This window comes from Polaromonas naphthalenivorans CJ2, assembly GCF_000015505.1.
GTDB classification, from domain to species: Bacteria; Pseudomonadota; Gammaproteobacteria; order Burkholderiales; family Burkholderiaceae_C; genus Polaromonas; species Polaromonas naphthalenivorans.
In genome coordinates this window covers 1,512,414-1,525,655 of record NC_008781.1, presented here as the reverse complement: position 1 = coordinate 1,525,655, position 13,242 = coordinate 1,512,414, and the positions used below count along the sequence as shown (strand labels likewise).

Genomic DNA, 13,242 nt, shown 5'->3' with positions numbered 1-13,242 from the left:
TCTTTGAGTTTGCTTAGTTCAGTTTCGAAAGCGCGACATGCTTGAGCAGATCAGCCACCGAGGTATTCATCACATCGGTAAAAGGCTTCGGATAAATGCCCATATAAAGCGTTGCAATGGCCAAAAGGCCAAGCATCAGGAACTCGCGGTTGTTGATATCCAGCATGCCTTTGACGTTTTCGTTGGTCACAGGGCCAAGGTAAACGCGCTTGTACATCCAGAGCGTATAAGCCGCGCCAGAAATAAGCGCCGTTGCCGCTGCCGCGCCAATCCAGAAGTTGGACTTGACAGCACCCAGGATCACCATCCATTCGCCGACGAAACCGGCCGTGGCAGGCAAGCCGCAATTGGCCATCGCAAACAGCAGGGCAAAAGCCGCAAACTTGGGCATGGTGTTGACCACGCCGCCGTAGCTTGCAATTTCCCGCGAATGCACGCGGTCGTATAGCACGCCAATGCACAGGAACATGGCCGCCGAAACAAAGCCGTGGGCAATCATCTGCACGATGCCGCCGGAGACGGTGAGGTCATTGAACAGGAAAAATCCGAGCGTCACGAAACCCATGTGCGCCACGGATGAATAAGCCACCAGTTTTTTCATGTCCCGCTGAACCAGCGCCACCAGGCCCACGTAGATCACGGCAATCAGGGAAAGGGCAATAATGAGTCCGGCCCACTCATGGGATGCATCGGGCGTGATCGGCATCGAAAACCGCAGAAAACCGTAAGCACCGAGCTTGAGCATGATGGCGGCCAGCACGGCAGAGCCTCCCGTCGGCGCTTCGACGTGAACGTCGGGCAACCAGGTGTGGACCGGCCACATCGGCACCTTGACGGCGAAAGCCGCAAAGAACGAAAAGAAAAGAAGCGTCTGGGCCGTGGCTGACAATGGCAGTTTGTGCCACGCCAGGATATCGAAACTGCCGCCCGATTTGTTGTACAGAAAGATCAATGCGACCAGCATGAGCAGCGATCCGAGCAGCGTGTACAGGAAGAACTTGAACGCCGCGTAGATCTTGTTCGGTCCACCCCAGATGCCGATGATCAGGTACATCGGGATCAGGGTGGCTTCGAAGAACACATAGAACAGCATGCCGTCCAGCGCGGCGAACACGCCAATCATCAAGCCACTCAGGATCAAAAAAGACGCCATGTACTGGTTCACGCGCGTCGTGATCGATTCCCAGCTGGCAATGATGACAACCACATTGATAAAGGCCGTCAGCAGCACGAACCACAGCGAGATGCCGTCCACGCCCAAGTGGTAATTCATGTTGAAGCGCGGTATCCAGCTGCTCTTTTCAACGAACTGCATGGCCGAAGTGCCGAGCTGAAAGCCGTCATACAAAGGCAGGGTGACCAGGAAACTGGCAATGGCACCGATGAGTGCGATCCAGCGCACGGTGTGCGCCTGACTTTCCCGACCTAAAGCTAATAAACCGACGCCAAAAAAAATCGGCATCCAAATGGCTAGGCTCAACAATCCCATTTTTTCTCTTCCTTCTTCTTCTAGATTGTTTTTATCGATTGAGCCAGACGAAATACGTCATCAACACAAAGATGCCAAGAATCATGCCAAAGGCATAGTGGTAGATGTAACCCGACTGCAAGCGCCTGACCATGCCGGAAATCCAGCCCACCAGTTTCCACGAACCGTTCACCAGCGCACCGTCAATAATTTTCTGGTCACCCACTTTCCAGAGCACGGTTCCCAGTCCGCGCATGCCACGGGCCAGCACGTTTTCATTGAACCAGTCGAGGTAATACTTGTTTTCAAGCAACTGGTAAACGGGACTCACATTACGCTTGATGGCTGCCGGCAAGGCTGGGTTGACCATGTACATGTAGTAAGCCAGCACGACACCCGACAGGGCAAGCCAGAAAGGAGGCGCTGTCAAGCCATGCACAGCCATCTGCACAGGACCATGAAACAGGCTTGCCAATTCTTCCATGGCGGGATGCCGCTCCAGGTTGACAAAAATCGAGCCCTTGAAAAAATCACCGAACAGCATCGGTTCAATCGTCATGAAGCCGATAAGAACCGAAGGAATAGCCAGCAAGATCAGCGGCAGCGTCACAACCCATGGAGATTCGTGCGGCTCATGGTGTTCATTGTGATGGCCATGATCGTCATGCGCATCATGATGGGCCTCAGGATTCTGGTCATACCGTTCCTTGCCATGGAAAACCAGAAAGTACAAACGGAACGAATAGAAAGCCGTCACAAACACGCCTGCCAGCACGGCAAAGTACGCGAATCCACTGCCCCAGAGGTGGCTCTCGGCCACTGCTTCGATGATGCTGTCTTTGGAATAAAAACCGGAGAACAGCGGCGTACCAATCAGGGCCAGCGAACCCAGCAGAAAGGTAATCCAGGTGATCGGCATGTACTTGCGCACACCGCCCATCCAGCGAATGTCCTGGTTGTGGTGCATGCCGATAATGACCGAGCCTGCAGCCAGGAACAGCAACGCCTTGAAGAACGCATGCGTCATCAGGTGAAACACAGCCACTGAATAAGTTGAAGCACCCAGTGCCACCGTCATGTAGCCCAGTTGCGACAGCGTGGAATAGGCGATGACCCGCTTAATGTCGTTTTGGATAATGCCAAGAAAACCCATGAACAGCGCGGTAATGGCGCCGATCACCATGATGAAGCTCAGCGCGGTGTCGCTCAGTTCGAACAGCGGTGACATGCGTGCCACCATGAAAATACCGGCGGTCACCATGGTTGCCGCGTGAATCAGCGCCGAGATCGGGGTCGGGCCTTCCATCGAGTCAGGCAGCCATACATGCAGCGGAAACTGGGCCGACTTGCCCATGGCGCCAATGAACAGGCAGATGCAGATCACGGTAATCAGCATCCAGCCAGTGCCTGGGAAAACCAGTTTTGAAAGCTCGTCCGCCTTGGCAAAGGCCTCGCCATAGTTGAGCGTACCAGCGTAAGCAGCAATCAGTGCGATTCCCAGAATAAAACCGAAGTCACCGACCCGGTTGACTAGGAAAGCCTTCATGTTGGCAAATATCGCGCTGGGCTTGTTGAACCAGAAACCGATCAGCAGATAAGAAACCAAGCCAACGGCCTCCCAGCCAAAGAACAACTGCAGCATGTTGTTGCTCATCACCAGCATCAGCATGGAAAAGGTAAACAGCGAAATATAGGCAAAGAAACGGTTGTAGCCCGCATCCTCTTCCATGTAGCCGATCGTGTAGATGTGCACCATCAGGGACACAAAAGTCACCACGCACATCATCATGGCAGTCAGCCCATCGACCAGAAAGCCGACTTCCATTTTCAGGTTGCCCAGTGTCATCCAGGTGTAAAGCGTTTCGTTGAATCGCGCACCATCAATGGCAACGCTTTGCAGCGTCAAGACCGAGATAACGAATGCCACGAACACACCCAGAATGGTCAGGGTGTGCGCCAGACGGCGGCCTATCCAGTTGCCACCAAAGGTGGTCCCCAGAATACCGGCCAGCAGTGCGCCTGCCAGCGGTGCCAGCGGAACAGCCAGCAACGTCGATGCGGAAAGGGTTTGGCTCATCTTTTTTATTAACCCTGAAGCGTGTTGAGGTCTTCGACGTTGATGCTGGACTTGTTACGGAACAGCAGCACCAAAATGGCCAGTCCGATGGCGGACTCGGCCGCAGCGACGGTCAGAATGAAAAACACAAAAACCTGACCGGCCATATCGTTTAGATAGTAGGAAAACGCCACAAAATTCATATTGACCGCCAGCAGCATGAGTTCAATGGCCATGAGCAACACAATCAGGTTCTTGCGGTTCAGGAAAATGCCAATGACAGACAGCGCAAAAAGCATGGCGCCCAGCGAAAGAAAATGTCCCAACGTGAGCATCATAATTTTTTTTCCTCAACGGATGCCATAGCAGGTGCAGCGACCACTGACTTCATCTTGACCAGTCTGACACGGTCTTGTGACTTGACGCGGACCTGGTCTGCGGGATTGGTCCTTTTGGAATCCTTGCGCTCACGCAAGGTCAGCGCAATGGCGGCAATGATGGCAACCAGTAAGATAACGGCAGCAATTTCAAGCGGGTAAATGTATTGGGAGTACAGCACCTTACCCAGTTCCTTCGTGTTGGAGACCTGGGCGGCAAGCTCCCCTGACACGGGCATGGAAGCGCCTTGTGGTGGCTCACGAAACCCACCCATCAGCACATAGGACATTTCCAGTGCGATGATGGCGCCCACCGTTCCAGCCAGTGGGAAATGCTTCCAGAAACCCTTGCGCACACTGTCCAGGTTGATGTCCAGCATCATGACCACAAACAGAAACAGCACCATCACGGCGCCGACATATACCAGCACCAAAGTGATCGCCAAAAATTCCGCTTTGAGCAAAATCCAGACGGCAGCCGCCTGAAAAAATGCCAGTACCAGAAAAAGCGCCGCATGCACCGGATTGCGAGCTGTGATGACGCGGAAGGCTGCAAACAACAGCACTGCGGCAAAAACATAAAAAAGACCTGTTTTAGCGTCCATGTTGGGGTGGATTCTTTCTTGAGCGAGCTATTGGGGCGAAAATTTCAACGGTATTTGGCATCTGCCGCCCTGTTGGCAGCAATCTCGTTTTCATAGCGGTCGCCCACTGCCAGCAGCATTTCCTTGGTGAAATAGAGGTCACCCCGCTTTTCACCGTGGTATTCGAGAATGTGCGTCTCAACGATTGAATCAACCGGGCAGCTTTCTTCGCAAAAGCCGCAAAAAATGCATTTGGTCAGATCGATGTCATAGCGCGACGTGCGTCGGCTGCCGTCCTCGCGAACGTCAGACTCGATGGTAATGGCCAACGCCGGGCAAACCGCTTCGCAAAGCTTGCAGGCAATACAGCGCTCTTCACCATTTTCATAGCGGCGCAGCGCATGCAGTCCTCGAAAGCGCGGGCTCAACGGCGTTTTTTCTTCGGGGAACTGAATCGTGATCTTGCGACTGAACATGTACTTGCCGGTCAGGGCCATACCCTTGAGCAGTTCGGTCAACATGAAACTTGAAACAAAATCCTTGACGGAGGCAACAGCAGACATGACTTTTTCGCCTATTTCCAGATGTTGTAAGGGGTCTGCATCCAGGCCCCGACGACCACCAGCCAGACCAGGGTCACAGGTATGAAGATTTTCCAGCCCAGACGCATGATCTGGTCGTAACGGAAACGTGGAAAGGTGGAACGCACCCACAGGAAGATGGTGACAACGACGAATGTTTTTAGGCCAAGCCAGATCCAACCCGGAATCCAGGTGAACAATGCGCTGTCAATCGGCGATAGCCACCCACCTAGAAACAGCAGCACGCACAGCACTGACACCAGAATCATGTTGGCGTATTCAGCCAGGAAGAACATGGCAAACGACATGCCTGAATACTCCACCATGTGGCCCGCAACAATCTCGGACTCTCCTTCCACCACATCAAAAGGATGACGGTTGGTTTCGGCCAGACTCGAAATGAAATACACCACGAAAATAGGCAGCAATGGAAGCCAGTTCCAGGACAGGAAGGTCAACCCCTTGCTTGCAGCCATACCCGAACCCTGGCTCATGACAATGTCCGTCATGTTCAGGCTGCCCGATACCATCAACACCACAACAAGGCAAAAACCCATGGCGATTTCGTAGCTCACCATCTGGGCCGAAGCGCGCATGGCACCCAGAAATGCATACTTGGAGTTTGACCCCCAGCCAGCAATGATGACGCCATACACCTCAAGCGAGGTAATGGCCATGATGAACAGCAAGCCGGCATTGACATTGGCCAGCGCCACATCGGGTCCAAATGGAATCACAGCCCATGCCGCCAGCGCCGGCATGATGGTCATGATCGGTCCAAGTATGAACAGGCCCTTGCTTGCCGCCGTAGGAATGATGATTTCCTTGGTCAGCAATTTGAGCGCATCAGCAATCGGCTGCAACAGGCCAAACGGTCCGATGCGGTTAGGTCCAACGCGAACCTGCGTGAACCCGATGGCCTTTCTTTCCCATAAAGTGAGGTAGGCAACACAGCCCATCAGCGGAGCCAGCACCGCCACAATTTTGATAAGAACCCAGAGTACAGGCCATACGGTAGCAGGCCAAATTCCGCCCATCAGGCCCTGGCCCGTCGCATACATTGCGTCAATCATGCGCAGGCTCCTTCGAAACCGGCAGCCTTGCGCGCATCTGCCGTCAGTTGCAGCGAAGTGGCACGCCTGACCAGGCCGTCGAGTTGATAAATACTGGCTACAGCTGGTGCAGGGCCGGCAACGCCAGACATAACAATCTCGCACTGAATGCCATTACTCAACCGATTGGCAGGCACCTGATCGTTATCGGCATCAGGAATTTTCCTGAGCACGTCTTGCGAGGATTCAAAATTGAAGCCGGGCAAGTCAAGCAAATTGGCCAGAACACGCAAGACTTTCCAGGCAGGACGCGTTTCACCCCTGGGTTTGACCACGGCATGAAAACTCTGTATACGACCTTCTGCGTTGACGAAAGTACCCGGCGTTTCGGTAAACGGCGCAATAGGCAGCAACACATCGCTGAAGCTCATATTGGCCTTGAAAGGACTCAGCGTGACAACCATTTGAGCCGAATTCAGTGACATTTTGGCCTTGGCACCAGCTGCTGAGTCGAACTCGGGTTCGTTATTCAGCAGGATGACTGCCTTGAGCTTGCCATCAAGCATCTGGCCAGCATTCAACCCCGAGTTGCCTGGCAATGCATTGACCAGTTGTGCTCCAACCGTATTGGCGGCTTCGGTCAGGTAACCCACGGTTGCGCCGGTTTGCTTGCCAATCCAGTTGGCAAGTTCCAGCAGGCTGGAAGCATTGGCATGATGCGCTGCGGCATTGCCCAGCAGGATGGCTTTGCGTTCTCCGCCCAGCAAAGAAAGGGCAATCGCTTTGGCGGCATCGCTGGCTTGGCCAGAAGCGGGTGCGGCAACGCCCTTTTCTGCGGCAATTGCGGCAGCGATATCAGCCAACGCTTGCGCCCAGTTTTCAGGCGATACCAGCATAGTATTGGCTAGGGGCATGGCCCATGTATCTGCAAAAGGTAGTTCTACTACCGAATTAATAGCACTCAACGCACAGCCATTGCGCACGGACTGCCGAATACGCAGTGCAAACAGCGGATGGTCCTTGCGCAGGTTGGAACCAACCACCAGGACACGCTGCAATTGCGACAGCGAAGCAATGGAAGTGCCCAGCCAGCGAACTGATGGTGATGATGAAAAGTCGGCGTTACGCAAGCGGTAGTCGATGTTTTCGCTACCGAGACCGCGCATCAGCGAGGCAGCCAGATGCAGTTCTTCAAGTGTGCTGTGGGGGCTGGCCAAAGTACCAATGCTGTCAGCGCCGTATTCCGACTTGATCTGTTTCAGCCCATTGGCTACATATTCGAGTGCGGCTTGCCAGTTGACCGTTTTCCATTCGCCACCCTGCTTGAGCATGGGGCTCAGCAAACGGTCGTCGGTATTCAGGGCTTCGTAGGAAAAGCGGTCGCGGTCGGCAATCCAGCATTCGTTGATAGCTTCGTTTTCAAGCGGCAATACGCGCATGACCTTGTCGTGCTTGACCTGAACAATCAGGTTGGCGCCGGTCGAGTCGTGCGGGCTAACCGATTTACGGCGAGACAATTCCCAGGTACGGGCGCTGTAGCGAAAAGGCTTGCTGGTCAATGCGCCCACCGGGCAAAGATCGATCATGTTGCCCGACAGTTCGGAGTCCACCGACATGCCGACAAAAGTTTCGATCTCGGCATGTTCACCGCGGTGCGACATGCCCAGCTCCATTACACCAGCCACTTCCTGACCAAAACGAACACAGCGGGTGCAGTGAATGCAGCGGCTCATTTCCTGCATGGAAATCAGGGGTCCCACATCCTTGTGGAAGACCATGCGCTTTTCTTCCTGGTAGCGCGACTCGCCTGCGCCATAGCCCACAGCCAAATCCTGCAACTGGCATTCACCTCCCTGATCGCAGATCGGGCAATCGAGCGGATGGTTGATCAGCAGGAACTCCATCACGCCCTTTTGGGCCTTGATGGCTTTGTCATTCTTGGTATGCACGACCATGCCCTGAGTGACTGGCGTAGCACATGCAGGCATGGGCTTGGGGGCCTTTTCAACATCGACCAAGCACATGCGGCAATTGGCTGCGATGCTCAGCTTCTTGTGGTAGCAAAAATGAGGAATATAGGTGCCTGCTTTTTCAGCGGCATGCATCACTGTGCTGCCTTCGAGCACCTCCACCTTTTGGCCATCAAGTTGTATTTCAACCATATTTTTTCTTTCCACCGTTCAAGCCTGCGCTGCAGCGTGACCCGTAGCCTGAGCTACGCCCTTGGACGCAGCAACTTGAGATGTATTTTTTGGAATCATGGCCTCAAACTCATGACGGTAATGCTTGATCATGGCGCGCACCGGCATGGCGGCGGCATCACCGAGCGCGCAAATCGTACGGCCCTGGATGTTATCTGCCACCGAATTGAGCAAATCCAGATCACTTTGGCGACCCAATCCGTTGTGAATACGATCCACCACACGCCACAGCCAACCCGTGCCTTCACGGCATGGTGTGCATTGGCCGCATGACTCGTGCATGTAAAAATAGGACAGTCGTTTCAAAGACTCGACCATGCAACGAGAATCGTCCATAACAATCACCGCACCTGAGCCAAGCATGGAACCGGCCTTGGCAATCGAGTCGTAATCCATGGTGCACTCCATCATGCTGGAAGCAGGCAAAACCGGTGATGAGGAGCCGCCGGGAATGACAGCCTTCAGCGTACGGCCCTTGCGAACGCCTCCAGCCAGTTCCAGCAGCTTGGCGAACGGCGTGCCCATGGGTACTTCATAGTTGCCGGGTAACTCGACATCGCCGGATACCGAATAAATCTTGGTACCACCATTGTTTGGCTTGCCGCACTCAAGATAAGCAGCACCGCCGTTGCGGATGATCCACGGCACGGCAGCAAATGTTTCGGTATTGTTGATGGTGGTGGGCTTGCCATACAGGCCGAAACTGGCCGGAAACGGCGGTTTGAAGCGCGGCTGGCCCTTTTTTCCTTCCAGGGACTCGAGCAATCCGGTTTCTTCACCGCAAATATAGGCGCCAAAACCGTGCGCCGCATGGAGTTGAAAATTAAAGTTGCTTCCCAGAATATTGTCGCCAAGCAGGCCAGCAGCACGCGCCTCGTCTAGCGCTGCTTCAAAGCGCTGGTAAGTGGCAAAAATCTCGCCGTGGATATAGTTATAACCTACGCTGATGCCCATCGCGTATGCCGCTATCGCCATGCCTTCAATCACGCTGTGCGGGTTGTACTGCATGATGTCGCGGTCCTTGCAGGTGCCCGGCTCGCCTTCGTCCGAATTGCAGACCAGGTATTTCTGGCCCGGAAACTGGCGCGGCATGAAACTCCATTTCAGCCCGGTAGGGAAACCTGCGCCGCCCCGACCACGCAAACCACCAGCCTTGACCTCGGCGATGACTTGGTCAGGGGTCAATCCGGCGCCACCATCCTGACCGAGAATCTTGCGCAGCGCCTGGTAGCCACCACGCGATTCATAGTCGCCGAGATGCCAGTTGCTGCCATCTAGATTTGCCAGAATTTGCGGATTGATGTGCCGACCATGAAAGCAGGTCTGTACGCCAGTGGCTGCAAATTGCGACAGAACGGCTTGCGCCGCTGCGTTACCACTGGAATGTGATTGGAGCGTCATAAGACTCAAGCCTCCGCCGATTTGAGACCATCAATGAGTTGGTCTAATTTTTCGTTGCTCATGAAACTGCACATATGAATGTCGTTCACCAGCATCACCGGTGAATCGGCACAGGCCCCCAGGCATTCGGACTGCTGCAGCGTGAACATGCCATCTTTAGTGGTTTCACCCATGGCAACACCCAGTTTGTGCTCCAGATGCTGCAGCGCCTTGGCACCATCGCGCAACTGACACGGCAGGTTTGTACAAACATTGAGTTTGTATTTGCCCACCGGCTGCTGGTTGTACATGTTGTAGAAGGTGGTGACTTCATGCACGGCAATCGGTGCCATGCCCAAGTACTCGGCCACGAGTTTTTCGCTTTCGGCGCTGACAAAGCCGCGCTCCTGCTGCACGATCTGCAGACAAGCCATCACGGCCGACTGCTTCTGGCTGGTGGGGTATTTGGCGACTTCGCGGTCAAAAAGCGCTTTGGTTTGTTCAGAAATCATGGAAGAAGTCATGCGGTTAGCGGTCAATTTCACCGAACACGATGTCCATGGTGCCAATCACGGCAACAGCATCGGCAATCATGTGTCCGCGCGACATCTCATCCATGGCGGCCAGATGCGAAAAGCCTGGCGGACGAATTTTCAGGCGATAAGGCTTGTTCGCGCCATCGCTGACGATGTAAATGCCGAACTCTCCCTTGGGATGCTCCACTGCGGCATAAGCCTCGCCTTCCGGCACATGGAAACCTTCGGTGAAAAGCTTGAAATGGTGGATCAGCTCTTCCATGTTGGATTTCATGGACTCTCGGTTAGGAGGAGCCACCTTGTGGTTGCTGGTGATGACCGGGCCGGAATTAACCCGCAGCCAATCGACGCACTGCTTGATGATGCGGTTGGATTGGCGCATCTCCGCGACACGGACCAGGTAGCGGTCATAGCAGTCACCCGTTTTACCTACCGGAATATCGAAGTCCATCTGTGCATAGACTTCATAGGGCTGCTGTTTTCGCAGATCCCAGGCGAAGCCGGAGCCTCTAAGCATAGGACCGGTAAAGCCAAGATTGAGCGCGCGCTCCGGTGACACCACGCCAACACCAACCGTGCGTTGCTTCCAGATACGGTTGTCGGTTAGCAGGGTTTCGTATTCATCAACCAACTTGGGGAATTTGGTCACGAAGTCATCAATAAAATCGAGCAGTGAACCCTGGCGATTTTCATTCAAGGCATCAATCGCCTTGGCATTCCGTATCTTGTTGACCTTGTACTGCGACATGCTTTCCGGCAAATCGCGGTAGACACCGCCAGGACGGAAGTAGGCCGCATGCATGCGGGCGCCCGATACGGCCTCGTACATGTCAAAGAGCACTTCGCGTTCACGAAAGCAGTAGATCAGCATGTTCATCGCGCCACAGTCCAGACCGTGTGCGCCCAGCCACATCAGGTGATTTAGCAGACGGGTGATCTCCGAGAACATCACACGGATGTACTGCGCACGAATCGGGACATCAACACCCAGCAGCTTCTCGATAGCCAAGCAATAAGCATGCTCATTCGACATCATCGACACATAGTCGAGCCGATCCATATAAGGCAGCGACTGAATGTAAGTCTTGCTTTCGGCCAGTTTTTCGGTGGCACGGTGCAGCAACCCGATATGCGGGTCAGCGCGCTGGATGACTTCGCCATCAAGTTCCAGCACCAGACGTAAAACACCATGCGCGGCCGGATGCTGCGGTCCAAAATTGAGCGTGTAGTTTTTGATTTCAGCCATGTCGTATCTCTTGCGGAAACCGCTTATTGAAGACCACCGTAGTTGTCCTCGCGAATCACGCGCGGAATCATTTCACGGGGTTCGATGGTGACGGGCTGATAAATCACACGCTTCTGCTCGGCGTCATAACGCATTTCCACATGGCCGGTCGTTGGAAAATCCTTGCGAAATGGATGACCAATGAAACCGTAGTCAGTCAGGATACGGCGCAGGTCGTTATGACCTTCAAAGACGATTCCGTAAAGGTCGAAGGCTTCGCGCTCGAACCAATTGGCGGAATTCCAGATGCCATTGACCGAATCCACCACCGGAAAATCGTCATCAGGGCAAAACACCTTGAGCCGAACACGCTGATTCAGGCTGACCGACAGCAAGTGCGACGAGACGCAATAGCGCAGTCCATCGTACTGGCCATTTTTGTATTCTGAATAGTCCAACCCGCAAAGGTCGAGCAGTTGCTCGAATTTGCAGCCAGGCGCATCACGAAGCAATGTTGCAGCAGCCAAATAATCAGCAGCAGCCACGGTCACGGTGATTTCACCAAGGGCAATCTTGACACTTTTGGCTTTTCCGCCAAGTACCAATGCGATGGTTTCGCCAAGCTGCGACACGGACACGGGAGGATGAGAAAACTCCATCAAGCCCTCGCAATCGTATTGGTTCGGCGGATTTTTTGCTGCAACTGGATGATGCCGTACAACAAGGCTTCGGCGGTGGGCGGACAGCCCGGTACATAAACATCCACCGGCACGATACGGTCGCAACCACGAACCACGGAATAACTGTAGTGGTAGTAACCACCGCCATTGGCGCACGAACCCATGGATATAACCCAGCGAGGCTCAGCCATCTGGTCGTAAACCTTGCGCAGGGCAGGCCCCATCTTATTGCACAGCGTACCAGCAACAATCATTAAATCAGATTGACGCGGACTGGGACGAAACAGCATGCCAAAACGGTCGATGTCGTAGCGTGCAGCACCGGCATGCATCATTTCCACAGCGCAGCAGGCCAGACCAAAAGTCATAGGCCAAAGCGAACCTGTCTTGGCCCAATTAACCACCGAGTCGTAGCTCGTGGTCACGAAGCCTTCTTTGAAAACACCTTCAAGCGACATACCCGTACCCTTTTTGGAAAAACCTTTTGAGGCTTTTTCTTATTCCCAGTCCAGTGCACCCTTTTTCCACTCATAGACAAAGCCCACGACCAGAATGCCCAGAAAAACCATGACCGACCAGAAACCCAGCGCGCCGATTTCCTTGAGCGAGACCGCCCACGGAAAAAGAAAAGCGATTTCAAGGTCAAAAAGAATGAACAGGATGGCAACCAGGTAGTAGCGCACATCAAACTTCATGCGTGCATCTTCGAAAGCCTCGAAACCGCACTCATAAGGGGAGTTTTTCTCACTGTCGGGCCGCACAGGACCCAGCAAACGACCCAGCACCATCGGCAATATACCGACACCTACCCCAACCAAAATAAACAAGAGGACAGGAAGGTATTGATCGAGGTTCATCGTGGAATTCAACTTCTGAAAAGCCGCTCGCAAAACCAACCACACAGGAGTACCTGCACAGCCCGAGCGAGTTTACCGTTTGAGCCGAAAGCAGCACTTGACGCGCTGCTGCCGATGCTTATCATTCTGGTGCGGACGGCGAGACTCGAACTCGCACAGCTTTCGCCACTACCCCCTCAAGATAGCGTGTCTACCAATTTCACCACGTCCGCGGTACTTAATTTGTCTGGATGGCTTGAGGAAAC

Annotated in this window: 13 protein-coding genes and 1 tRNA gene; all 14 read right to left on the bottom strand. The window is 53.9% G+C overall.

The annotated features are described in order from the left end of the window. Positions 1-13: 13 nt before the first annotated feature. The gene (locus PNAP_RS07170; protein WP_011800837.1) at positions 14-1,489 is read right to left on the bottom strand and encodes an NADH-quinone oxidoreductase subunit M; all 1,476 of its coding nucleotides are present in this window, start codon (positions 1,487-1,489) and stop codon (positions 14-16) included. 31 nt (positions 1,490-1,520) lie between these two features. Continuing rightward, a complete protein-coding gene (gene nuoL / locus PNAP_RS07165; protein WP_011800836.1) occupies positions 1,521-3,545 on the bottom strand; it encodes an NADH-quinone oxidoreductase subunit L in 2,025 nt (674 codons plus the stop codon). A gap of 8 nt (positions 3,546-3,553) precedes the next feature. Further along, positions 3,554-3,862 carry an NADH-quinone oxidoreductase subunit NuoK gene (gene nuoK / locus PNAP_RS07160; RefSeq protein WP_011800835.1) on the bottom strand — a complete coding sequence of 103 codons (309 nt, stop codon included), beginning with the start codon at positions 3,860-3,862 and terminating at the stop codon, positions 3,554-3,556. Continuing rightward, the gene (locus PNAP_RS07155) at positions 3,859-4,506 is read right to left on the bottom strand and encodes an NADH-quinone oxidoreductase subunit J (protein WP_011800834.1); all 648 of its coding nucleotides are present in this window, start codon (positions 4,504-4,506) and stop codon (positions 3,859-3,861) included. The genes nuoK and PNAP_RS07155 overlap by 4 nt, the downstream gene beginning before the upstream one ends. 44 nt (positions 4,507-4,550) lie before the next feature. Further along, the gene (gene nuoI / locus PNAP_RS07150) at positions 4,551-5,048 is read right to left on the bottom strand and encodes an NADH-quinone oxidoreductase subunit NuoI (protein ID WP_011800833.1); all 498 of its coding nucleotides are present in this window, start codon (positions 5,046-5,048) and stop codon (positions 4,551-4,553) included. An 11-nt stretch (positions 5,049-5,059) separates the two neighbouring features. Further along, positions 5,060-6,139 (bottom strand): NADH-quinone oxidoreductase subunit NuoH, encoded by a 1,080-nt coding sequence (gene nuoH, locus PNAP_RS07145; RefSeq protein WP_041376591.1) that lies wholly within the window; start codon positions 6,137-6,139, stop codon positions 5,060-5,062. Then, positions 6,136-8,280 (bottom strand): NADH-quinone oxidoreductase subunit NuoG, encoded by a 2,145-nt coding sequence (gene nuoG / locus PNAP_RS07140; RefSeq protein ID WP_011800831.1) that lies wholly within the window; start codon positions 8,278-8,280, stop codon positions 6,136-6,138. Before nuoG ends, nuoH begins: the two co-directional genes overlap by 4 nt. Before the next feature lie 18 nt (positions 8,281-8,298). Further along, on the bottom strand, positions 8,299-9,720 hold the full coding sequence (gene nuoF, locus PNAP_RS07135) for an NADH-quinone oxidoreductase subunit NuoF (RefSeq protein ID WP_011800830.1): 1,422 nt from the start codon (positions 9,718-9,720) through the stop codon (positions 8,299-8,301). Between the two features lie 5 nt (positions 9,721-9,725). Next, positions 9,726-10,211: an NADH-quinone oxidoreductase subunit NuoE gene (nuoE, locus tag PNAP_RS07130; RefSeq protein ID WP_041376590.1), complete on the bottom strand. Its 486-nt coding sequence runs from the start codon at positions 10,209-10,211 to the stop codon at positions 9,726-9,728. Between the two features lie 16 nt (positions 10,212-10,227). Further along, entirely contained in the window at positions 10,228-11,481 is a 1,254-nt protein-coding gene (locus PNAP_RS07125; protein ID WP_011800828.1) for an NADH-quinone oxidoreductase subunit D, read from the bottom strand. A gap of 23 nt (positions 11,482-11,504) precedes the next feature. After that, the gene (locus PNAP_RS07120; protein ID WP_011800827.1) at positions 11,505-12,119 is read right to left on the bottom strand and encodes an NADH-quinone oxidoreductase subunit C; all 615 of its coding nucleotides are present in this window, start codon (positions 12,117-12,119) and stop codon (positions 11,505-11,507) included. Beyond that, on the bottom strand, positions 12,119-12,598 hold the full coding sequence (locus tag PNAP_RS07115) for a NuoB/complex I 20 kDa subunit family protein (RefSeq protein ID WP_011800826.1): 480 nt from the start codon (positions 12,596-12,598) through the stop codon (positions 12,119-12,121). The genes PNAP_RS07120 and PNAP_RS07115 overlap by 1 nt, the downstream gene beginning before the upstream one ends. 39 nt (positions 12,599-12,637) lie before the next feature. Further along, positions 12,638-12,997 carry an NADH-quinone oxidoreductase subunit A gene (locus PNAP_RS07110; protein ID WP_011800825.1) on the bottom strand — a complete coding sequence of 120 codons (360 nt, stop codon included), beginning with the start codon at positions 12,995-12,997 and terminating at the stop codon, positions 12,638-12,640. Between the two features lie 127 nt (positions 12,998-13,124). After that, positions 13,125-13,209 (bottom strand) — tRNA-Leu (locus tag PNAP_RS07105). Between the last annotated feature and the right edge of the window lie 33 nt (positions 13,210-13,242).